This is a genomic window from Citrobacter telavivensis (assembly GCF_041807075.1).
GTDB classification, from domain to species: domain Bacteria; phylum Pseudomonadota; class Gammaproteobacteria; order Enterobacterales; family Enterobacteriaceae; genus Citrobacter_A; species Citrobacter_A telavivensis.
This window is the reverse complement of record NZ_JBGUBF010000001.1, coordinates 1,374,399-1,397,490: the sequence shown is the minus strand read 5'-3', so window position 1 is coordinate 1,397,490 and position 23,092 is coordinate 1,374,399. Positions and strand designations below refer to the sequence as shown.

General features: G+C 51.8%; 11 protein-coding genes. 6 read left to right on the top strand and 5 right to left on the bottom strand.

The genetic code is table 11. The annotated features are described in order from the left end of the window. Window position 1: 1 nt before the first annotated feature. On the bottom strand, window positions 2–1,384 hold the full coding sequence (locus ACERJC_RS06655) for a diguanylate cyclase (RefSeq protein ID WP_152404696.1): 1,383 nt from the start codon (window positions 1,382–1,384) through the stop codon (window positions 2–4). 566 nt (window positions 1,385–1,950) lie between these two features. Here ACERJC_RS06655 and ACERJC_RS06650 point away from each other — a divergent pair. The 4 genes from ACERJC_RS06650 to ACERJC_RS06635 all read left to right on the top strand — a co-directional run bounded on the left by ACERJC_RS06650 (window position 1,951) and on the right by ACERJC_RS06635 (window position 14,158). Next, window positions 1,951–3,063 carry a T6SS phospholipase effector Tle1-like catalytic domain-containing protein gene (locus ACERJC_RS06650; protein WP_373671313.1) on the top strand — a complete coding sequence of 371 codons (1,113 nt, stop codon included), beginning with the start codon at window positions 1,951–1,953 and terminating at the stop codon, window positions 3,061–3,063. Window positions 3,064–3,267: 204 nt separating this feature from the next. Beyond that, window positions 3,268–3,555 (top strand): hypothetical protein, encoded by a 288-nt coding sequence (locus ACERJC_RS06645; protein WP_178823168.1) that lies wholly within the window; start codon window positions 3,268–3,270, stop codon window positions 3,553–3,555. A gap of 51 nt (window positions 3,556–3,606) precedes the next feature. Continuing rightward, window positions 3,607–8,898 carry a hypothetical protein gene (locus ACERJC_RS06640; RefSeq protein WP_373671312.1) on the top strand — a complete coding sequence of 1,764 codons (5,292 nt, stop codon included), beginning with the start codon at window positions 3,607–3,609 and terminating at the stop codon, window positions 8,896–8,898. 1 nt (window position 8,899) lies between these two features. Beyond that, window positions 8,900–14,158 (top strand): hypothetical protein, encoded by a 5,259-nt coding sequence (locus ACERJC_RS06635; protein WP_373671311.1) that lies wholly within the window; start codon window positions 8,900–8,902, stop codon window positions 14,156–14,158. A gap of 45 nt (window positions 14,159–14,203) precedes the next feature. On the opposite strand, the gene ACERJC_RS06630 is transcribed toward ACERJC_RS06635, so the two are convergent. Next, entirely contained in the window at window positions 14,204–15,532 is a 1,329-nt protein-coding gene (locus tag ACERJC_RS06630) for a glycoside hydrolase family 10-like protein (RefSeq protein ID WP_373671310.1), read from the bottom strand. 717 nt (window positions 15,533–16,249) lie between these two features. Here ACERJC_RS06630 and ACERJC_RS06625 point away from each other — a divergent pair. Beyond that, window positions 16,250–19,453, top strand: a complete 3,204-nt coding sequence (locus ACERJC_RS06625) for an autotransporter outer membrane beta-barrel domain-containing protein (RefSeq protein ID WP_373671309.1) — start codon at window positions 16,250–16,252, stop codon at window positions 19,451–19,453. A 329-nt stretch (window positions 19,454–19,782) separates the two neighbouring features. On the opposite strand, the gene ACERJC_RS06620 is transcribed toward ACERJC_RS06625, so the two are convergent. Beyond that, window positions 19,783–21,102, bottom strand: a complete 1,320-nt coding sequence (locus ACERJC_RS06620) for a type II toxin-antitoxin system HipA family toxin (RefSeq protein ID WP_373671308.1) — start codon at window positions 21,100–21,102, stop codon at window positions 19,783–19,785. Then, window positions 21,102–21,368, bottom strand: coding sequence for a type II toxin-antitoxin system antitoxin HipB (gene hipB, locus ACERJC_RS06615; protein WP_178827000.1), 267 nt, complete (start codon window positions 21,366–21,368; stop codon window positions 21,102–21,104). The genes ACERJC_RS06620 and hipB overlap by 1 nt, the downstream gene beginning before the upstream one ends. 220 nt (window positions 21,369–21,588) lie before the next feature. Between hipB and ACERJC_RS06610 the strand changes: the two genes are divergently transcribed. Next, entirely contained in the window at window positions 21,589–22,200 is a 612-nt protein-coding gene (locus ACERJC_RS06610; protein ID WP_373671307.1) for a DJ-1/PfpI family protein, read from the top strand. Between the two features lie 113 nt (window positions 22,201–22,313). Here the strand turns inward: ACERJC_RS06610 and ACERJC_RS06605 are convergent, their stop codons facing one another. Further along, window positions 22,314–23,033 carry a FadR/GntR family transcriptional regulator gene (locus ACERJC_RS06605; RefSeq protein WP_178827004.1) on the bottom strand — a complete coding sequence of 240 codons (720 nt, stop codon included), beginning with the start codon at window positions 23,031–23,033 and terminating at the stop codon, window positions 22,314–22,316. Window positions 23,034–23,092: the final 59 nt, after the last annotated feature.

Here is a 23,092-nt window from a genome sequence, read left to right as displayed (position 1 = left end):
CTCAGGAAGCTGGTTTCCAGAGTTCAACACAATTCCTGCCTCGTCTTTTTGCCGTATACAGAGCTTCATCTGCGATCTGAATTAAGCGCTCGTAATCCGGGTGACCATTAAACATGGCGGCGCCAATTGACAGTGAAAGCGGAATGATTTCGCCATTCGGCGATTTAATTTTGGTTTTCTCGACGCGACTGCGAATACGTTCGGCAGTGCGCAGCGTATCGGTTTGGTTCGCCTCGGTAAGAACGATAACAAATTCATCGCCCCCGTAGCGGAAAACATAGTCACTGCTGCGTACGTTATCATAAAAAGCCTGAGAAACCCGACGCAGAATATCATCACCGGTATTGTGTCCCCAGGTGTCATTGATCTCTTTAAATTTATCGACGTCGATAATCAATACCGAGAGTGGAGTGCCGGCGCGATTAGCATGGGCGATCTCACGTTTAAAAATGGTCGGCAGGAAGCGACGATTCAGTAATTTAGTTAACACGTCCATCCCCACCTCATGGCGGGAAACTTCTTCAAACAATTCGCGCAGCAGGGTGATTATCTGCGAGATGGAATTGCGGATTTGCAGCAGGAACTTCACTCGCGCCGCTTTATTGTTCAGCGCTTTTGTTGAGCCATTGGCGTTATGAAAAATGCCGTCAAAATCCTGAATTAAGCGTGAAATATGGCCAACTTCAGCAATGCCACTGAAATAATGCCGACCTTTGTGATTGAACCACAGGCCAAAATCAGCCTGACTCAGCGGCAGGCTGTTGCCCAGATCGGAATCGAGTAACACTTTATAAATAATGTCCATTTCCCATGAAAGCAGGGCGCCAATTTGTCGCTCTTTCTCTTCTTCCGCATTTTCCAGCAGGGTGAAAATACGATAATTTTCATCCTCTTTGGCGGCAGTACTTTCACTGAATGAGAAGGCGCGGGACATCACTTCCATTGCCAGATCGATGCTGTTTATAGAAAAATGATAAACCTGTAATTTTTCAATTGAATCATGGTGACCATCAATAATGATGGGGTAGAGGATCTTTTTCAGAACCCGGAAACCCATTTCGACCAGTTCAACCGGAATACCTATACGCGCATGCACCTCAGCAACCGTATGTTGATCTTTTATAAGCTGGTCAATATCGTCAACCTTGCAGGAGAGAACGTTGATAATCCAGAGTTCGAGGGCATTTTTAAGCTGTCTCTCAACCTGTTCATTACTCAAAAACTCTTCGGCATGCGGATCGGTGAGAACATCGCGATAGAACTCAATGCTCAGGGTATGTGCATGGGCCTTTGCGATCTCAGACGCAAGCTGGCGAATGTGAGGGTGGGTGTTTTCAACCAGTGCCTCCCATTCGTTTTTCATTCTTTTAAGATACATCTCCATGATGCAGATCCTTACAGTGGTTAGCGAACAACATTGCGGCCTGGGTCATATGCACATTCGGGATAGTAAGATGAATCTAAAGCACAGAACACCTGAAATGTAGCATGGGTACATTAATGAAATAGTGTAATGCCTTAAGCCATATTTTCATGCAATCAGGCGAAGTAGGCCTGAAATAATTATGGATATAGCCAAAAGTAGCAAAAAAAATCCTTTTTAAGCGACTTTTTAAACTAATCGACTTCTGAAAAGTATAGTCCATCCTTTTGATCGTTGAGAGGAATGAGTAACCCGCGCAAGATGACGAATGGTATCTTTTATCATCTCGCTGTTTTTCAATTTCATGAAATGACATGAGTGATTTTTTGAAAGAAATCTTCATCATTATGTAATAAATCCTATTTTTTACGCCGGGGAATAATCAGCGTATTTTTTGACGCTTATTTCCGCCGTTATTTATTGATCATTCGCCGTAGAGTTGATCGCCAACAACCCTTAAGATCACACGTTGCGTTCTACTCTCTCCTTAGCCACAGCATATCGGCAGCGAAATAGTGGAGGTTACGATGGGACGACAACTCGTTATTTTTCTGGATGGCACGGGCAATCGCTTCAGTCATAAACCAACAAATGTTATTCGGTTGCTACGCTCACTGCCTAAAGACCGCGAGGACGTGCTGACCTATTACGATCAGGGCGTCGGGACGTTTGGCGTTAAGGAAACGCTCTTTGAATGGCAAAAGTTGCCTTCGCGGATCTGCGGACTGGCGTTTGGTTGGGGACTCAAGCGCAACGTCGAAGGGGCTTATCACTTCCTGGCAGAGAATTACCGTCAGGGAGATGAAATCTATCTGTTCGGTTTTTCCCGCGGTGCCTATGCGGCCAGAGCGCTGGCGGCGCTGATTCACACGGCGGGTATTGTTGAAGGCTATCAGGCGCATCTCTTTGACTATGCGTGGGCAATGCTGCTGGCAAGAACCGGGGAGAATCATACGCCAGACTTCAAACTTCAGGCGCGTTTCAAGTCTACCTTTGGCAGGCGGGTGAACGTCCATTTCCTTGGCCTGTTTGATACGGTGAAGTCGGTGGGCTGGATTTACGATCCGGTCATCATTCCATATACCGCGAACAACCCAACTGTTGAGATTGTCCGTCATGCGGTGTCCATTGACGAGCGGCGCTGCTTTTTTCGCCAGCATCTCTGGCGCAAAAATGATGATATGAAAACGGATCTAAAAGAGGTGTGGTTTGCCGGGGTGCATTCCGACGTTGGTGGTGGTTATCCGCCATCGCAGTCGCAACTGGCGTTGACGACGTTTCGCTGGATGTTGGGTGAAGCCTGGCGCGCTGGACTGAGCATCGATTTTTCCCGTGCTAAAAAAGAACTGTCGATTCGCATGCGGGGATTTCCTGCTATTCATGACTCCATGCTGTTGGGGTGGAAGTTTGCCGAATGGCTACCTCGTCTGGTCTGGACCGGAGAAGATCATCAGCGTGAACTCAAAATTGGCGCAATGCCCCCGTTTGGTCAACCGGTTCCGCGGCCAATGACGGGCGTCATCAGCGTACATGAATCGGTGGTTAATTTAATGAACGCCAATCCGGATTATCGACCGTCCAATCTTCCTCGTTATTATTCGATTGAGGGCGACGATCCGGGGATCGCGAGTTTACTCTGAAGCCGCTTACGTCGCCGGGTTATTATTGCCGCTGTTTACCCTGTTCTGAATATTCGTGAACAGGGTAAACAGATTAATGCCTCAGTGTGATGTCCTCTGCCGGAATAACCTTTTTCTCTTAGAGTCCCCCTGAAATTCACTGCACTATCCTGAAGTGTGTAAAACGCATAAATACGGCTATCCGGCCGGTTCAGGAGTGAAACCATGAGCACACGTTATACCGTAGAAATTACCTCTTCCGACGGTCATTCTGCCCGTTTAAAAATTGAGATTTCCTTTCTTCCTGGACAGTCGGAATGGACGTCAGAGCAGCCTGATGTCTTCTCAATTAATACTGGTCCAATGCTTAACAATTTTCAGCTAATGGGACTGGGCGTGACGCCAGTGGCTTTTCTGACGAATTTCCCCGGCAAAAGCAGCGGAAAGGGCGGGAAGAACGATCCGGGAGGGTCATTTCCACAGGGGGAGCTGGACTGGGAAATTGTGCCATAAGCGTGACGCGTTCGGCTGATACCGCAGTTTCATTATTCCCTGGAGGTTGCAATGTCAGAACTCACCACCGCCTGGCAAGACTTAATGGAAAGCATTGAAGCGGGCTGGCGTCGCAGTCGACGCAGCGATCGGGTCAGCCTTTTACCAATGTTCAATAAGAATAACGACCTCCAGCTAAAATTTGATGTGAATGGCGTCGTCGCCGTGACGTTTGATTCCCGCCAGAATCCCTCTTTTCGCTGGGCGCCATCGACAAAGCGTCCGGGTTTTTCTGTGCTCACCGCCACATTACCGCTACAGAAGGCATCGCAAAAAACGGTCTATTTTGATGGGCTGGCGCTGAACCTGGCGACGTCCGGACATGTGGTCAGCCTGTTTCTGAAAAAAGACACCTTCGATATGTACTACAAACTGACGCTGCAACTGGACAGCGTCAGTCTCTCGCCGGTACTGGCGGAATCGAATTTGCATCGTTCAGCCCTGCGCAACATGACGGCGGAAGAAGCGGGGCATGAACCACATTATTTCAGCGCCAACTGCGGTGAGGGCATTGCGATCGCCGACTCGCAGGCTAAAGCCAGTCTGAAGATCGTGTGTGAAAGCGGGCAGCCCGGGCGGGATACGACGTGGACCGTCACGCTGGAACAGGCGGAGAGCATTTTGACTCCCCGGCAAGGGAGCGCGATTCAGATTAGTCACACGCCGTTTATTGTCTCGCAACTACAACAACCGACGCTGGCGGAAGAGGCCGGTAATATTATTGCGCAATGGAAAAGTGACGATCCTGACGGGGCACAGTGGCGGTTCGGTATTGAGAGCGTTTCGCTGAATTTTCCACCGCAGGCGGTGGGTGAAGCGATGGTTCGCGGGGAGCGTTTTCGTCCTGTCGGGCAGGCCAGCCCCATCGATCCACATAAACCGATTCCGTTTCGCTTTTCTCGTCGCACCGAGTTGACGGTGCGTCCTTCTCGCGTGGACCGCCGCTATACCGTACATCCTGGCGACACGCTATCCGTTCTGCGGGATGCCGAACTGACGCGGATGGTGAGCGAAATGGTGTATCCGCTGGAGTTGACCTATCAGCGCACGCCGGAATTACAGCGCACGGTGATTGTTTCCGAGATAGCCAGCGCGCTGGGTCAACCCGCGATTGCCTTGCCGGTCAGTGACCAGAGCTTTGCTATGAGTCCGCTACTGGAAACCTATTTTCGCCATCACGCGGCAAAAGAAATGGGTGACCTGAAAACGCGTATTACCACGCTGAGAACTCACCATCTCGCCGCCCGGCAAAATTTCATCCATCGTCTCGCCCGGTTCACGCTGAAAGAGGCGAATTACCCGCTGCGCAAGCTGGATCTGACGGAAGGTCTGAGCGCCACACTGCGTGGCAAAAAGCAGGGGGCAGCCGCTGTCTGGCCCCTTCCCGAAGGGGCATCGCTGAGTGATTCCCAGCGTATCGCGCTGGATAACTATGTGGACAGCCTGCCAGACAGTCCTGCCGCTGCACGTTCGCTGCCCATTGGACTGCTGTACTCCATTGAGTTTGCCTCTGAACTGATGGCGGTGTTACACACCCCGGTCACGAAAGAGGTTCGCCTGCTGGAACTGACGCTCTCGGTACTCGGTGCAACCGGCGCGGTACAGGCGGCCTTTGACGAGGGGCGCACGCAGTTCGATGCCAGCGTTGAAAACGGTCAGCTGTCACGGCTGGTAAAAACGCGCTATGGCCGTATCGCCACCGTCTGGAATAAGGCGCGTCACGTGGTGGTTTATACCCGCAGCACCGCCCCCGGCGCACAATTTGCCGGGGAGCAGAAAGATGAGGAATTTTTAGGGCGTCCGCTGCTGCGCAAAATGGAAGAGTACATTGAGATCCTCGAACCGTACCGCCTTTTCGACGGCGAAGCGTCTGCGGCGAATAATAAGCCGGGATGCCTGCACGCCTTTCATTTCGCCACGCAGCGCATTTATGTCAATGGTTCATGGGGACACGACGTGGATGAGGGCTACGAAATCCCGTTGTTTAACGAACTGGACAGCTCCGGTTTTTACGTTAAGCCGTGGGCAGGCCCGGTTGCGCGGGGCGGAGGGGATGAACTGACGCAACACTGGCATGACCAGCCACAGCATCTCTACTTTTTTACCACGACAAAAGTCGGGGCCGGGGCGGATACGGACACCTGGGCGTCGCAGTTAGCCATCGATTGCGACGAGAATTACAGCTTTGGCAGAATGACTCGACCAGAGACAGGCGAGCTTCTGAAACCTGTTCAGCTTCCCAGCCTGACGTTACAGGCGCTGGCCAATCCCCGATTTTCGATGCCGCTACGCCCGGAGGGCGTCTCTGACATTGTTCATGGTCGTGGCACAGAAGAACTGGTCGCCAGTATTCGCACAATGCAGATTGAACGTACGCTCGCAACACGCAGGGTGGATCTGAGCACACTACCGGATGATAAGGATAAAAACATTGCGTCGCTGATCCAGCACGCGACATACAGCGCGGAGCTAAAAAGTCTGGAGGCGACGCTTCAGACGCTGTTTCAGGATGCCAAAAAACTCTGGGCGCTATACGAGGGTAACAACGTCAAGACGTTCAAAGAGCGTCTGCTCACACAGGTGGATGACGTCTTTAAAGAATGCAGTGACCGTCTGGACATCAAGGTTAGCGATATAACACAAGGAAAGGGCGAAACCCTTGATCACGTCAAAAAGACCCTGGGGTTGGCGCGATCGCTATCGGTTCAGATGATCGATGAACTCTGTGCTCAGGGGCACGCGGCGACAGACAGCCTGCTGACAACATTGTCTGCGATCCACGATCCGAACCTTGCGCTGGATAGCGTAAAGTCCCTGCTGGAGGCGCGTTATCTCAGCCTCCCCGTACAGGCCTTCCTCAGGCGTTCCGCTGAGTCATTGAACGGTGCAAAAGCGGTCATCGCCGATTTACGGCTCTTTTGTGCGAAAGCGCCCGACAACATTGCCGCCCTGTGGCCAGCGCTCAGAGAGATTATTACGCGTGCGGATACGGCGTATAAGGATCTGTTGGGTATAAAGGATCGGGATGCGCTGCTTCTGGCCGTCGACGCGTATTGTCGCACGATGACGACCATGCTTAGCGGTGGCATGAAGAGCGTTGATGAACTCGGTACCGCCATTGGCGCGTTAAAATTCCCTGCACAGTGGCAGGGGCCTCAGCATCTTCGCGATATGCTCACGCTGCCGCTGACCAATCTGAAACGGGCGGTTGCCGCATTTAGCGCGACCATCAGTCATGTGTCAGAACACATCAGGAACATCGGCGAGCTGGATGCCCAGCGTGCAGAACTGCAAAAGCTGATCCCGGCGGTACTCACTCCACTGGATGATACGCTCAGCCTGCTGGAGACGTTCGACTGGCAGACAATGCGTAATACGACAACGACGCTGGAATCGGTACTCGCCGCCATCGACACCCTGCAGGGCAACCTTTTCGGCCTGGACAATATCAGGCAAACATTCTCCCAACAGTGGCAACAGGAGTGCGCGGCATACCGGGCGCTGGTTAAAAACATTGAAGATAAAAAGCCGATTGATAAAGAATTTGCGGATTTTGTCACAGCGCTGGAGGCACTGAACGCGTCTCTGGTTGTAGCTGCTTTCCCCAACCGTTCGCCATTTTCAACCGCCCTGACTGACGCCTGGAACCGGGAATTTATTTCCATCGATAGCGCGGTTTCGACACTCTCCACCAGGTTTGACGAGGTTAATAAACAGGCCACCGCGTTTTTGAGCCGCAACGCCGCCGTCGTAAAGGCGGAGCTTGAGCGGCGCAGACTCGACGTGAGGGCGCTGATTGAGGGACTGTCTGACGCCGGTCAATGGTTTGAGGTCGCGAACAGACTGCAAGAACAGTTAGCCGAGACGACCCGGCAGGTACGCGAACAGTTTGTTGATCGGGCCACGCGGTTGTTTGATCAAAAAAGTCGCGAGTACGCGAAAGCGATCGACGCGACGTTAAAGCAGGCGAATACGGGCATCACCGGGGCACTTCCCAAAGCCGGTCAGGCCATAAAGCTGATGAAGCTGCTTTCGGATCCGCCACAGCTTCCGCAACTGACTATTCGTACCGATAACATTGAATATGTTTTCGACGATCTAAAAGACCAGATTGAAACATCGCCGTTTGTCGCCCGACTCCGTGAGGCCGACGCGGGGATTAAAGAACTGGGGCTGACGATCCCTTCCTGTGAACTGAACGGCAACATTGTCCCTGCATCGCTTCGGGGCGTTGATTTCTCGCAGATCGTTCGCAATACGGCGATTGATTTTGAAAATTTTTTCAAGAAGTTCAAACTGCCGGACTTGCCCGATGATGCCATTCGTATCAGCCATCATATCGATGCCAAAACGCGTAGCGCCAGTATCAAAGCGGTTATTGATCATCAGTTTACAAGCACAGAATCGCTGTTTGAAATCCCGCCGCTGAGCCTTGATGTCCGTAAACCCAAGCTGGTGGCCACCAGTGATGTCGATATCTCCGTCAGTGACGCGACCAGAAGCCGCACGCAGGCGCTGTTCAGCGGCGACTGGATCCTCAACTTTTCAGGCCAACCGCTGGTGACCTTTGCGGATGCCCGCATTCAGTACAGTGAAGCCAGCGGATTCACGTTCGATCTCGACCCGAAGAATATCGAACCACACGCCGCGCTGAAATTTATCGGCGACGTATTACGGGGCGCGATGCCAGACGTTCCTCCGTATGTGGAAATCGTCAAAAACAAAGCGGGGATCCCGACGGGGGCGTCGGTGAGCCAGAAACAGGCGTTTGGTCCGCTGGAGTACGGCGGCGTCTCACTGGGGAAATCTGTGCTGGCTTCCGGGTTCCGGCTGAATATGAACGACGGGATGATGCAGATTGAAACTTACTTTGGCATTGGTGAAAAAGCCTCCCCGGTGTCCATGCAGATAGGCGTCTATGGCGGTGGCGGCTGGCTAACGACCCGGGCCGCCGCGGTGAATAAGGACGGCAAACTCACAGCGGAGTATGAGGCATCGATTGGCGTGGCATTGGTCTCGACGAAAACCTTCAATCTTGCCGGGGTCGCCGAGGGTCATTATGCCATTCGCCTGTTTGTCGAAGCCGGTTTTTCCTCCGACGCATCGCAGAACTTTTTTGCCGCCGGCGTGCAAATGACCGGTAGCGCGAAGGTACTGGGCTATCTGACCGCTTATCTGAATTTACTGGTGCAGGTCGAGCACCGAAACGGACAGATGAAAGGGCGCGGACATCTGGATATTTCTATCGAAGTTTGCTGGTGCTACACGGCGCATATTTCCCGCACAGTGGAACAGGATTTGTGAGGTGTCTATGTCATTAACAACGTTTAGCTGGATGATGCATGGCAATGATGAAGGGCTGGTGGATGGGGATACGAAACGGCGAATCTCAGTTAACTGGGTGATGCCGACGGGAGAACTTCCCGTTGGTGTCCCGTCCATAGACGGACAGACGGTGATTGACACCGTCGGCTCGCTGCTCTGGCCCTGGCAAATGCGTATTACCGGCTGGGCGATAGTTACCGATAAACAATTTCACCTCGCCACGCCGGTCCCGACCAATGTGCTGACCGATCCGCAGAATCTGCAGGAAAAAATGGCGGACGAGATCGGGCAAAAGAGCAGCCGTTGTAAACTGCCGTTTTCCACCGCTATGGCGCAGGCCCAGACCAGCCCTGGTGAAATCAGTCTGCCGCACCTGTTTGCCCCCCTGACGCTGTTACCCGCTGGCGTGAGTCTGGATATGCTGGGCATGACCCGCAGCCTTACCCTTGACGATGCAACACTCCCTGTTGCCTGTGCTCCGGAATTCACGATGACTCATAAGGGGCAAGAGATCGTCTTTAGCCCTGTGCGTGCCGACACAAAGGGCGAGATAGTGACGATCGGCTACGAGGCAAAGGTGGAGAAAGAAGATAAGCCTTACTCGGGTTTGCCTGCCTTTGCTGTCGTGATGAAAAAGATCAAACCCGCCGACAGCGCGACGCTGACGCCGACACTAAAGAGCGCCGAACGAGCGGAAACCGGGATGCGTGCCTGGCTGGCCGATGCCGTTCTGGCACCGTTGCCCATGTTGACTCACGTACTCAATGCCAAAACAGTCAATGGCGAATGGCAACCAGGCATTGAACAACATCAACTGCTGAACCGCGCATTAGGCCCTGGGTATCTGCGTACTGAAATACGCGATAGGTCGATTCGGCATTTCTGGTTCTGGGATCGCCTTCAGGGCGGCAACCCGGTGGCGATTTCTATCGAGACCTGGGACGCTAACACCCAGGTCTGGGAAACACTCAGGCAGGCGATTAATAACCCCGGGACGGGTGAACATCGGTTATTGCAACCCCTTGTCGACGATAGCAGTAAGTCCATTACGGGCTTTGCGCTAAACGTGGGGATGATGCTCAGCACCGCCGATGGCCGACGGATAATGATGACCTCATGGCTGGCGGCAGTGGCGGTGAATTTTCATCAGCCAGATGCTAACAACCCAACACTCAACTTTAGCGAGTGGTATCAACTGATATCGTTACATTACTCAGACCCCGGCATGGCCGAACTACAGGCGCGCTGGTGGTTTTTCCATCTGTCGAAAAATGCGCCAGCGGCAACACAAGCACTGCGCGCCGGCATCGAGTCCTGGATTGCCGGAGATGTTTCAACTCAGGCCACCGTTCTGAGTGACCGCTATCAGGAGATGCTGGCGTTGCTGGTGGAGTGCCCAACGCCGGACACGCAGAATGCCAGTATCAGTGAAGTACTTCAGACGCTACAGCAGCAAATGCAGTTACCCGGCGCGCAAAAGGTTATCAGTCTGGGCGAGGAGCGCGATCTGGCGGTTGAAATCTGCCCGCCAGACGGGGCCTATGACGATCGGGACATTCGCGGTTATGCCGTCGCCATGGCCATGGGGAAGGAAAGTATCGTCCCCAAATTAGGTTGCGCGTGGCTGACGGACACGGCGCTGAAAGTGCAGGGGGCGTGGCTGCCGGACACAGAGCGGAAAGGGCCCACACAGCGCTTTCACGACACCGTGGGGGCGACCGTGCAGAATGGTCGCAAAGTGGTGGCGTTTGCCTATTCGGGCGCGCCGCTGAGCGGTGCGGTGAGCCTCAAAGACGGCGTCGACTGTCTCGATTTTGGTTGGCCCAAAGACCCACAGGAAAACTCGGATATCTATACCTCACCCTGGCGACTCCCTCCGCTAGCCTATGGGTTCCGCTATTGGGTAACCGGAACGGCAATTGGCAACGGCGGGCAGATTCTGCAGGAGAACTTTCGCAGCGGTGACAATCCCTGTGCGCTCAAAGCTGCCAGCCAACTGAATTTCTTACCCGGTGAGGGCTATCTTTATTTGTGCCGGGTAGCACCAGGTGCCGTCACCGTGCAGTCCACAGAGAAGGCCGTCGATCCCTGGCTGATGGAGGGGGAATCCCGCGCCTGGGATCAGCAAGGCTTGGCGGCGGATCGGGCGCAGGCAGGTGAACACCCGAAAGTGGCAGACGGCCGGCGCCCCCGTGTTGTTGTCATTTGCGACGGCAAAAACAACTGGAACAGCAGCGCGCTCACGTCGGCCACGCTGACGTTGACCCCGCCTGATGCCACGGAACAGGTACTGACAAAGTGGATGGAAGCCGACATCTGCCAGGAATTGCTCAAACCCGACCTCGGGAAGAGTGCAACGCTCAGAGCCCAGCGCACCACACTACTCAATAAACTGCGTAAAACAGACAAAAACCTGCCTGAGGATGTGGTCGATCTTCCTCGCCATCCCGCCGTTAAGGCTATCGGGGTGAGAGTGAAATTTGATGATGGTCCGCAAGTCGATTACCTCGTCACGCCAACATACCTCACAGAACGAGGTTTTTTAACGCCAGCCACACTGCGCGTAGAGGCCGGAAGCGCATCACGCGTCCTGCCGCCAAAGGGTACGGATACTGGCACGATAACGCTCATCCTGAAACCGGGAACGATTGCCACCGTGACCCTCTGGTCTCTGGTGCCAACGACATTCTTTATCCCAGGGCCAGATATCCGGATGGCAGACTTTGCCACTGATAATAACGACAAGACACACCCGACCTGGAGCGAGGCGTCACACCGGGGGTTTTCACCCGTTGTGCACCTGTTTGAGTGTTTACCTGACACCATAACGCTGTTCGAAGGTGCGGGCAGGGCGCTAAAAGAGATTCAGCAGGCGCTCCGTTTTGTGCCACAAGAGTCAGATACCGTCGCCTATCTGGCAACGGAGAAGGGGTTCGACGCGAACGGGCTGAAGGGGTTTCTGGTTCAGCGACACGAATGGCACTGGACGGGCTACCCGCTGGCGCTGCCCAAGCGGCTGGATGACAACACTCAACTGGAGCAGTGGTCCGAAGCGTTTGCTGGCACCTCGTCTTTACGCGAAACGCAGAGCCATATTCTGCAAACCAGTCGTGCGGCAACACCCGCGGACTGGCGCTTTGGCTCACTTGCCGAACCGGCGCTCCTCTGTCGACTGCGAATGCCCGGCTATCACGGTGCGCGTTTTTTCGCCTGCGTCATGCGCCCGATCCTGCGTTATCGCCGTTGGCTGAAAACCAGCGCGGTTCAGGATCTTGAGAACACGATTGTCGCTAAAGGCACCGTCGTGCCCGCACGTATCAACTGGCACGATCCCTCACTGCGGCTGGCCCCGCCGACGGTCCATACCACGATCCCGCTGGTCCGCACGGTCATGGCGATTGAGAAGGAAAAGCTGGCGGAGATCCGTACCAGTGCAAACGGGGCGCTGATTTGCCTGAACGACGCGCTCTGTCGAACGGCGGCGCTGACGCAGTACAGCGGCGTCGGGGAAACCTTCGACGTTGACCTCGAAGCCACGCGTTATGCCACGGTGAATGAAATTGGCCCCAATCCCATCTTCCACGCAGGGCCGGGGCAGCGCGTGGATGATGCGAAGAAGGTCACGCTTTTTCTGCCTGGGAGTAGCTGGTTCACCCAATTGGGCGAGCCGGTCGTGCCTGAGCGCGAGATGAACTGGGGAATCGAGGTCGAGCGTCCCTTTGGCCTGACTTACGATACCGACAGCAATGCCAAAGTGGTGCAGGCGGCCATCATCGTCCGCCCGACGGGACACGATGTTTTTGCCTACTGGATAATGGCGAAGATCCGTATCCGTCGCATGCTTGACCCACACGAGAAGTGGACGTTGAGCGATCAATTTCCCCTCAGCGAGGATAAGCAGAGTTGGTTACTCGGGCGCCGGGAAGAAGGCGACGATCGCGTTCCGTTTGATTTCGTCATCGAGATCCCGCCGGGAACTGATTTTCTCCTCTCCCTGCATTTTGCAGAGGGAAAACGTATCGAGAAAAATGGCGACGCGAACGCGTCACGCCGTCTGTTGTGCAGTTGGCACAAAGGCCAGTGGGACGGGACGGCGGCAATGCGCTGGGGAGTGCAGGTGCTTGATCAGGTCATGGCCTTTGGGAGCGAACAATGGGCCACCGTCAAACGTTATTCGCCGTGGGAAACGACAGAGGCGACGACCGGATTGCCAATAAAGTCGGTGTTGCCCATTGCGCTGAAAAACGCGGAAGGTTGTAAGGCCCGCCGCCTGTTGCTAAGCGACTATGGTGAATCGCACTGGTTGACCTTTATTGGCATGCCGTACCGGCATCTGGCCATTGCCCGGGAGTCTTTGCGGATGGCGATTGAGGATAAGTACGATCTCGCGCAGTCAAACAGGGAACACGCCATCACGCTGACCCGCAGTAGCGTGGTACAAGCCAGTGAAAATATCTCCCGCGATTTACTGATTGAACCTCTGGAACCGATTAAGAAAACGGCTCCGGGGGAAGAACCGCCCCGTGTCAGACCGGGTGGCGGCACCTTTCACCTGTTGTTGGTGTTTGAACCCGTCAATGACGTGGCAACACCGCTAGCCAATCAGCAACTGGGGAGGCTGACAGGCGTTTATTATCCGCAGCGCGATCCCATCACGGCTAAGACGCGTTATCCGCAATTGCGCTTTCATTCTTACATGGCGGATTCGCCGATAAAGAATAAATTACCTGATGGCTCAATCGGTTATATCTATAAATTTCACTATACCGACTGCCTGCCAGCGGACTGGACAACGCTGCAAGCGCAGTTGTTTCCCGTCAGGAACGCGGACGGCTCAGGAGAAGAAGCGAAGGTTCGCTGGCTGCCTGAAATCATTGGCCCCATTACCACCGCGCCGCTACCTGTGCATGATGGGCACTGGCCGAAGCCCAACATAACGCTTAAGCGAAAAGAGGGGAAAGAGAGGTCCATTGACCTGAATGTTGATGAAGACCGGGGGTGGCGCTGTCAGGTAACAAGGGAAGAAGGAACCGATGTGTTCAGTGCGCTTAGTTGGGCCGATGACCTGCCGGGAGGACTCTGTACCGTGCTGGAAGGCGATCGGCTGGCACTGGTTGGCAGTGGAGGGCGACTTATCGCAACGTTCACAGACTGGTCGCAGAAGAAAGGGGATGTACAGACGTATGATGACAAAGGCCAGCCCCGAAGTGAGCGCTGGGGCTGGAACTGGAACGCGTAAATGACGACGTAAAGAGAGAACGGTGTCTCTCTTTACGTTACAGTGTCACTTAGACCAGCGGTTTCTCAGATAACTGACGACCTGCTGGGCCTGCGGTTGGTTGAGATTGTTTTCTCTGAACAAAATCGTGCCGCTGATTTGTGGCATCGATTCATTTAAATCGAGTTGTTTCTTCAGTTCCGGGACGCCGCCGTTGACCGTCCAGTCCGGTTCATTGCGTGAGGGCTCGCCGACCTTGTACAGCGCAACACCGATATACAGCCGCGTTTTTGTCGGCTTCACGACGTCCGCCCACCATTTTGCCAGCACGTCATAGCGCGCGGCATCGCGGGAGAAGGGCCAGTAAATTTGTGGCGCGATGTAATCCAGCAGGCCCTGTTTCACCCAAAGCCGTGTGTCCGCATACGACTCATCATAAGCCGCCGCGCCACGGGTATCGGATCCGGCGGGGTCATGCGAACGGTTACGCCAGACGCCAGCCGGACTGACGCCAAACTCCACGTCCGGATTGATTTGTCGGATAGTACGGGAAACCTGCTCAATTAACTGTTGCGTATTATGGCGACGCCAGTCAGCTTTTGAGCTGAATCCCTGGCCGTAACGCTGGAAGGTCAGACTGTCGTTCAGCGCTGAACCGGGGGACTCGGCATAGAAATAATCATCAAACTGGACGCCATCCACCGGATACCGTTTCACCACTTCAGCCACGATACTGGTTATCCAGTCACGGACCTCCGGGATCCCCGGGTCGAGAACATAGCGATCGCCAGCGGTACGGATCCAGTCACGATGGAGGACAAACACGCTGGCGGGCTGAAGCGATACGGTGCGGTTTAGCGCATTTACCGTTGACGATTTCACATTGGTGGAGACGCGATAAGGATTAAACCAGGCATGAACGCGCATGCCGCGCTTGTGGGCTTCATCGAGCATGAACTGGAGCGGATCGTAGCCTGGATCCTCACCAATCTTCCCGGTGAGCATATCCGACCACGGTAAAATGGATGACGGCCAAAGGGCGGTGCCGTCGGGTTTAACCTGAAAGAAAACGGTATTAATACCCAGTGACTGTAAGTTATCGAGTTTATCCGTTAACGCCTTTTTCTGCATTGCAATGCGCGTAGCGGCGCTACTGACATTAACAGACGCTACCGGCGGCCAGTCCAGCCGGGAAACCGTCGCCAGCCACACGCCGCGAACCGGCTCATTCAGTTTCTGCGCTTTAGACGGCGATGTCGGCGTCGATTTCGGCGGCGTTACCAGTGAAACCGGGGGTTTTGATGAACAGCTCGCCAGGAAGAACGCTGCCACCACCAGGGCACTGATTTTTTTAACGCGAAACAGAGAGAAAACGCCACGAGAACAGATATCCATATAGGCCAGTCATCCGGTTAACACAAAAGAGAAATTATTTTGTTCCTAATCGACGTTAAGTCAAGCTGGCGAAGGGGTGAGGCGTGCAATTTTGCCCGGTTCCAACCAGACTGGGGCCCGGTATCGCCTTCAGCGTTGAATCGCGAGCTATACCGCACGCCATGTTGGCGAAAAACAAAGAAAATATCTGACTAGACCCTCAGCGGCACATTGCCAGCCCGATATAGCAATGGGTCTGATATTGAGAGTTAATTAAATGTAATTTTTTACGGAGGATAAATCGACTTCCGGTCATTATTTGGCTACTTTTCATATAGTAGAATTTATATTGAAAATCGACCAGGTGTTGCGAGGGTGTAATTTTAATTATGAAAATGAATTGTTAATCAATTTAGTAGAAAAAAACACATGCAACACTTTAAGATTATTCTCGTGAAAATTCGGAAAAATCAATATAAATAATAACAATTGAATTAATTTTAATAATACAGTATATCTTTATTTATTTGATTTTATTGGTGTTTTATCGTGATTGCTGGGTTATAAAATAACTTTTATTTTTAAATATTTAAAACGCAAACTATTGACTGCGGTATTGATATTCATTAAGCTAAAAATAATCTTATGATTAGATAATAGTATTGTGAATTCTATAGTAAATAGTATTCAAATTCATAAATCAGGAATGAATTATAATGGATAAGGATATCAATTCAAATGACCTTACTATCTGCGTTTTACCGCCATAAAAGGCATTTTCAGATCACGGCGATTGCACTGGCCATCAGTGGCGCCCTGGTATCGTCACAAGTTCATGCCGTTGTTACCACCTATGTCATGGCTTCGGATGGACAGGAGGTGACATTAACGCCTAATGAACAGTACATAACGAATGATATTGCTGCGTTAATCGCTGCTGAATCGGGAACGATTAGAGGAGAAGGGGTTTCTCTTACTGTAAATGATGGAGCGGCCGCAATTACTGCGCATTCCGGAGGAAAGATATTTCTTACCGGGGCAACGATTAATTATGTAAGAAGTCAGCCCAGTTTTAGCGTTGACCGCACGCAGGCTATTCAGGTAACGGGTCTGAATTCACTTGTCGATATCTCTGACTCCAGAATAGAGAGCTTTAATTACATTGTAAAAGTGCTTGAAGGGGCAACAGCCCGCTTCCATAACACGGTGATGATCGCGAATTTGCATGGATTGAATGCGAAGGATATTGGTTCAAGCATTCATGTCACTGATTCTGATATCACGTTCCTTGGTCAGTCGACCGGTTTTAATGCACGCAATGGCGCGCTGGTCACCGCCCAGAATACCTATATTCATGGTGATGTCAGTTATGGCTCGGCACTCTCCTGGGATTCAAATTTCCAGGTGCCAAACCAGACGCTGGCGTCTAAAGGTATTTATGATAATGTCACGATCGAAACACAGCGAAATGAAAATGTAGGTTATGCGATCTGGCAAATTGGGCGTTCTCATTTTTTGATGAACGACTCACATATTATTACGCATGGTAGCAATACCAGTGCGGTATTTGCCGATAAAAGTCAGGAAATATCGGAAGTTCGCAATACAAAAATGGAGACGCTGGGTAATAATGCTATCGCTGTTAGCATGAGAAATGGTAGCCAGATTCTGTTTGCGGACAACAGTGAAATTATTACCTCTGGTGATAACAGTTACGCCCTGTATGCGCATCATAACAATAGCGACAACGTTGCTCCCACCACAATTACGGCATCGGATACCGCCATTACACTTTATGGTACAGGGAGTTACGGCGTCAACGCTGAATCTGCGGGGTCACAGGTTTACCTCGATAATGTTCAACTGACCACGCACGGAAATACCTCAACGGGGCTCCAGGCAAAAACGGCAGGGAGTATTTTACATGCGAACCGTCTTAACGCGCAAATTCATGGCGATACTTCCGTCGGGGTGCGGGTACAAAACGGGGCTGACGTTCAACTGAATAATAGTCTGTTGAATATGACCGGTAACGGCAGCCATGGTATTGTTTTTAACACCGCCAGCACGAGTGATGCTAATAGTTTACAGGTAACCGGTAGCCATATTGAAACCAATGATGGCTATGCCATCCAGAATGAAAGCGGCTCGTTAGCCCTGAACCTGAATGACTCCACGATTATTGGTCGTTCGGGAGGCGAAACCGGTGTTGCCATCAACGTCAAAGATTTAAGTTCATCAAGGCGATCGGGCGCAGTGGATATCACGGCGGATAATTCGCATATTTTCGGCGATATTATTTCGCAGTCAATGAATGCCAACGGATCTTTAGACGTGACGTTAAACCATGCCTCCACATTCACCGGTCGGACACCCGATGTTGATACAATGACCCTGAATGATACCAGCCAATGGAATGTGACTGATAGTTCGACAGTTGCAACGCTTTCAAATAACGGTTCGGTCGTGTTTTCGTCCCCAGGCAACAGCGGCGGATTTAAAACATTGACGGTGAATGGCAATTATAGCGGTGGTGGTAACGTCACCATTAATACGACGTTAGGTGATGACGATTCTGAGACGGATAAACTGGTGGTGCAGGGGAATACGTCGGGGACAACCGGTCTGTTTGTTAATAACCATAATGGCGGCGGTGCTCAAACGACGGATGGTATTGAGATTATTACTGTCGCTGGAGAATCTGAGGGTATTTTCACTCTCCGAAATCGCGTCGTTGCCGGCGCTTATGAATATCACGCTGTTAAAACGGGTAAAAACTGGTATTTAACCAGTTCTGTCTATGAAGAACCGGAAGAACCTGTAACCCCCACTGACCCGGAAACGCCAGTCACTTCGCCAGATCCAGCGACTCCCGCCACACCGTCAGATCCAGCGGCTCCCGCTACACCGTCAGAACCGGCAATTCCAGAAAGTCCGAATCAACCCGCAGAGGAGAGTGGCGGTGGGGGCGTTAAGGTAATACGTCCAGAAGCAGGGGCCTATGTCGCAAACCTTGCGCAGGCAAATACCATGTTCGTTTCCCGTTTACACGACAGGCTCGGTGAAACAAAGTACACCGACTTTTTAACCGGTGAGAAAAAAGTGACCAGCATGTGGTTGCGTCAGGACGGCGGGCACAATCGCAGTAAAACTCAGTCTGGCCAGCTAAAAACGCAGAGCAATCGTTACGTGGTGCAAATCGGCGGGGATATCGCGCAATGGAGCCATAGTGGCCTGGACCGTTTTCATTTAGGTGTCATGGCGGGTTATGGTTATGCACAGGGCAATACGAATGCTAAATACAGTGCGTATAAGGCCAAAAACAGAGTAGATGGCTATTCGCTGGGAATGTATGGTACCTGGTATGCCAACCAGCAGGATAAATCCGGATTCTATGTCGACAGCTGGGTCCAGCATGCCTGGTTTACTAACTCCGTACAGGGCGATGGATTATCCAAAGAGAAATATGATTCGCAAGGATGGTTAGCGTCGGTTGAAGCTGGATACAGTTTTAATCTGAGCCAGCACGATAACGTCAGTTACTGGATTCAACCAAAAGCTCAGGTGGTCTGGATGGGTGTCCATGCAGATAAACACGATGAAACGAATGGAACAAAAGTGACTGGCAATAGCGGGAATTTGTCGACGCGTTTAGGTTTGCGCGCTTATCGCCAGGAGCAACGTGAAACAGATGCAGGAACCACGCGAGCACTGCAACCGTTTGTTGAGGTTAACTGGCTGCACAATACTAAAAACGTCGGCGTGACAATGAATGATGTCTCTGATTATCAGGCTGGTGCACGCAACATCGGAGAAGCTAAAGTCGGTATTGAAGGCAACATTAACAAAAAAATGAGCGTATGGGGTAGTGTGGCCCAGCAAATCGGTGACCACGGATACCGTGATTCGCAGGCGTCTATTGGCATCAAATACAGTTTCTGATCCATTTGCCTGAAGGGACGTTGCGTCTGACCGGAGCAAGCCGGAAGGAAAAGGGAGTAATCGTTATTTCAGGACTGCAGTCACCAGAAAGGAGAATCTGGTGACTGCAATGCCGTATCAGGACCGGTTCAGCAAAGGGTAACAAGATAGTAAGCGGTACAGGATTCATCCTGCCAGATTCAATTTAACATAATATACATTATGCGCACTTATATAGATTCAGGGGGAATCCAGCCGTTCATGGCTGTCATTTTGTTGTGCTCATTGTGCTACATAACACTGTGCACATAACCGTTGAAATGTCTTACGGCCTTTTACTGGCATTCTGTTCATTCCTCTGTTTCCCGGTTTAACCGACCATGCAGCCTAAGTACATTCCCCCTGATTGCCATCGCGACATTCTCCGGAAAATCTGTTGGTAATGCGGCAGTCACGTTATCCAGTGCTGCGGGTATCTGCTCTGCAAACGTACACAGAATTTCTCGCATCTGCTCTTGCGGAAATTTGAGCGTCTTTGCCGTTGCCATAAAATGACGCGGATAAATTTTATCAATAGCTGTTTTTCTGCCTTTGGATGCGTTAAGCCCCATTGCCAGTTTCAAATCGCTGATATGTATTCCCGTACCGCCAAGAACCGGAAATGCCGAAATAATGTCGTAAAATGGCGTGAGCCGATAACTGCCGCCGGCCTGAATAAAAACAGAGAAGTTTTTCGCATGGCCATCCGTTGCGCCAATCAACCACTGGAACACCTGAAACTTCATAAAATCATAGCGATCTTTCAGCGCCTCGCTGGATCCCATCAAGAACGCCATGATTTGCGCGATGCTTGGTCCTCCGTCAGATTCGTATTTGACTGATGACGGTAAACCGAATGTCTGGCACATATCTTCCTGCGGCAAGCGGAGTAAAACTGACCGTTCAGCATTCCAGCGTCTGTCAAAGCGCTCGACCGCTAACGCACGCACCCTTCCCGCGTTGATAATTTCGGCTCCGGGAACATCCAGTCCGAGTTGTTTCGCCAGCAGTAGACAAAAATATTCATTATCAACGCTTTGGCTAAGATCGAGTGTCGCATTGGGCTGTCTGATTTCGCCAATAGGCAACTTAATAATATGCGTAGTTGGTGTTATCCCTTTTGGGATGCACCAGTCATTGCCCATTTTGAGCAGCGCGGTCTTTTCCTGCGCGCCGGCAACTGAGATGCGAAAGTCATTTTCTTCATTAATCATGCCCAGCGGAATATCTGATTTATAAGCCGACAACACCTCTTCAAGCTTTGCCTCGCTTAACTTTTCCCATGTCATCACCGGATTTGTCACCGCTTCATTTTCCGGTAACAACGTCACTGCCCCCACGCTATCTCGACCCACTTCTGACAATAAATCAAAGGGTTGCTTTGATTTTGCGCGATAGCGTTTAACGATCCTGTCACGCACGATTGGGCTATCAGGCAACAAGTTATCGAAGAAGTTAAACACGGCATCAGAAGTGATATTCCCCACCTGCAATGGCAGCGAAAGCGACAATGGCCTGGCGTAACGGCTGGCTAACCAATCCGGCGCATATTTAAATGTATGCGCACCGTTAGCCAGTTTCGTCAACTCACCTACCCGCTGATTATTCATCCACGTTACGAGTTTAGGCATTACCACTCCAGACTCTGTTGATCAGTCGATTCTGGCGCAGCGTCTTTTGTTTCGCATAGCGTCATTGAGAGCTCAAGTGACTGTAAAATTTTAAAAAAGGTCATCAATGTGGTGTTGTCAGGGTTATTTTCGAAATTGGAAATGGTTGCCTGCTTTATGCCGATTTTTTTCGCCAGCTCGCTCTGCGTCCAGCCATTTTGCTGACGAACCAGTTTCATTGCATTCGCTAATTGCGTTGGGCTGTAGATCATCGGTAAGCTCTTCATGTCATTCGTCCACAGGAAAATTATCCGCGTAAGAGGATATTACCGGTTTTATCCCTTCCCGGGGATAAAGTCAATCTGTAAACTCATTTTATCCGCTATACGGGATAAGTGAAGAGATATCCGCAATCGCGGATAAAAGGAAGATAATGTCATTCGCTAAGAAAGTGTGTCACAGGCAACGACTCCCGCGATAATATTGCGTAATGACACAGGAGGACATATGAACTCAGAGAGTACATCGAATGAAGTGCTGTTTCTGCTTATTCCAGAATATGCAGACTGGGAGTTCGCCTTGCTGGCGCCTGGATTGCGTCGGGGATTCGGGATCTGGGCCCCACAGTACGACGTTAAGGTTGTGGCGCCTGATGAGGGGCCAGTGATGTCGCTGGGAGGCTTTCGCTGCCTGCCGGATTACACGTTTGATTCCATGCCGGCAGATTACGCCGCGCTGATCCTGGTCGGAGGCACGAACTGGTGGGGGGAAGAGGCAAAGCGCGTCGTCCCCATCGTGCAACAGGCGCTGGCAAGGAAAAAAGTAGTAGGCGCGATTTGCGATGCGTCAGCCTTTATGGGGGCCAACGGCTTTCTGAATGACGTCAGTCATACCTCCAATGGGCTGGTCTACCTCAAAGAACGGGCCGGTTCAGCCTATACCGGGGCGGCGAGATATCAGGCCGTACCTTCGGTTCGCGACGGTAGTTTGATCACCGCCAGCGGATGCGGGTTTCTCAGTTTTACCTGCAACGTACTGGCCGCACTGAACGTCACCGATGAAGCAAATATTGAGGGGATCAGAGAGGCATTTACCTCGGGCATTTTCCCCGAAATTTGACGATTTTCACGCTGCGATCGGTTTCATGTCTGGCAATACACATCACGGCGGATCTCATCCTGGATGATATATCCGGTGAGATCACCGCCACGTGAGCGACCCGTTGACGGTTGTCACTTCGTTCCGGATGTCTCTGTCGATTTCATTTTTTCGATGGCAACAATATTGTCTGACATCGCTTCGTTGAGGACTTCTACGGCCGTGCTGGCATCGCGGTTCTTAATCGACATATAAACTTTGATGTGGGCTTCCACGCTCTCAAGGGTGATCCCCAGCGCACGGTTAAGCTCTTCAAGGTAGTAGTAATAGATGTCTTTAATTGAGTACATTACGTTGTAAAACACGCTGTTGTGCGAGGCCCTGACAATCGCCAGATGAAATGCGTAGTCCGCTTCCGAGTATTTCTTGTAGTCGCCCTTGTTGATCAGCATATTGTCCAGCGCGTCGCCAAGTTCACGGATGTCGTCATCAGTGGCGTGTGCGACGGCGAGTTCCACGCATTTAAACTCCACAGTCTGACGGAAAATCATCATATCGTGAAACTCTTCGCGGCTGAGGTGCATGATTGGGCGGGGATCGTTACTTAACATCTGCGGGGTGAAGTTTTCGCTGACGTAGCTGCCGCTGCCCTGACGCGTCACCACAATCCCCAGGTCGCGAAAGCGCTGAACCGCGCTGCGAACGCTGACCCGGCTGACGTTAAATGAGGCGGTCATCTCCGCTTCTGAAGGCAGACGGCTACCCGGCGCCCAACTGCCGTCCAGCAGTTTGCCGCTTATCTGATCATAAATTTCATTTACAACATTTTGTTTTTGAATGGATTTTATGCTCAAGGTGGGTATCCGCTACGATGTCGCTCAGGTTTTTCATTGTATAACAATTCACTTTTAAG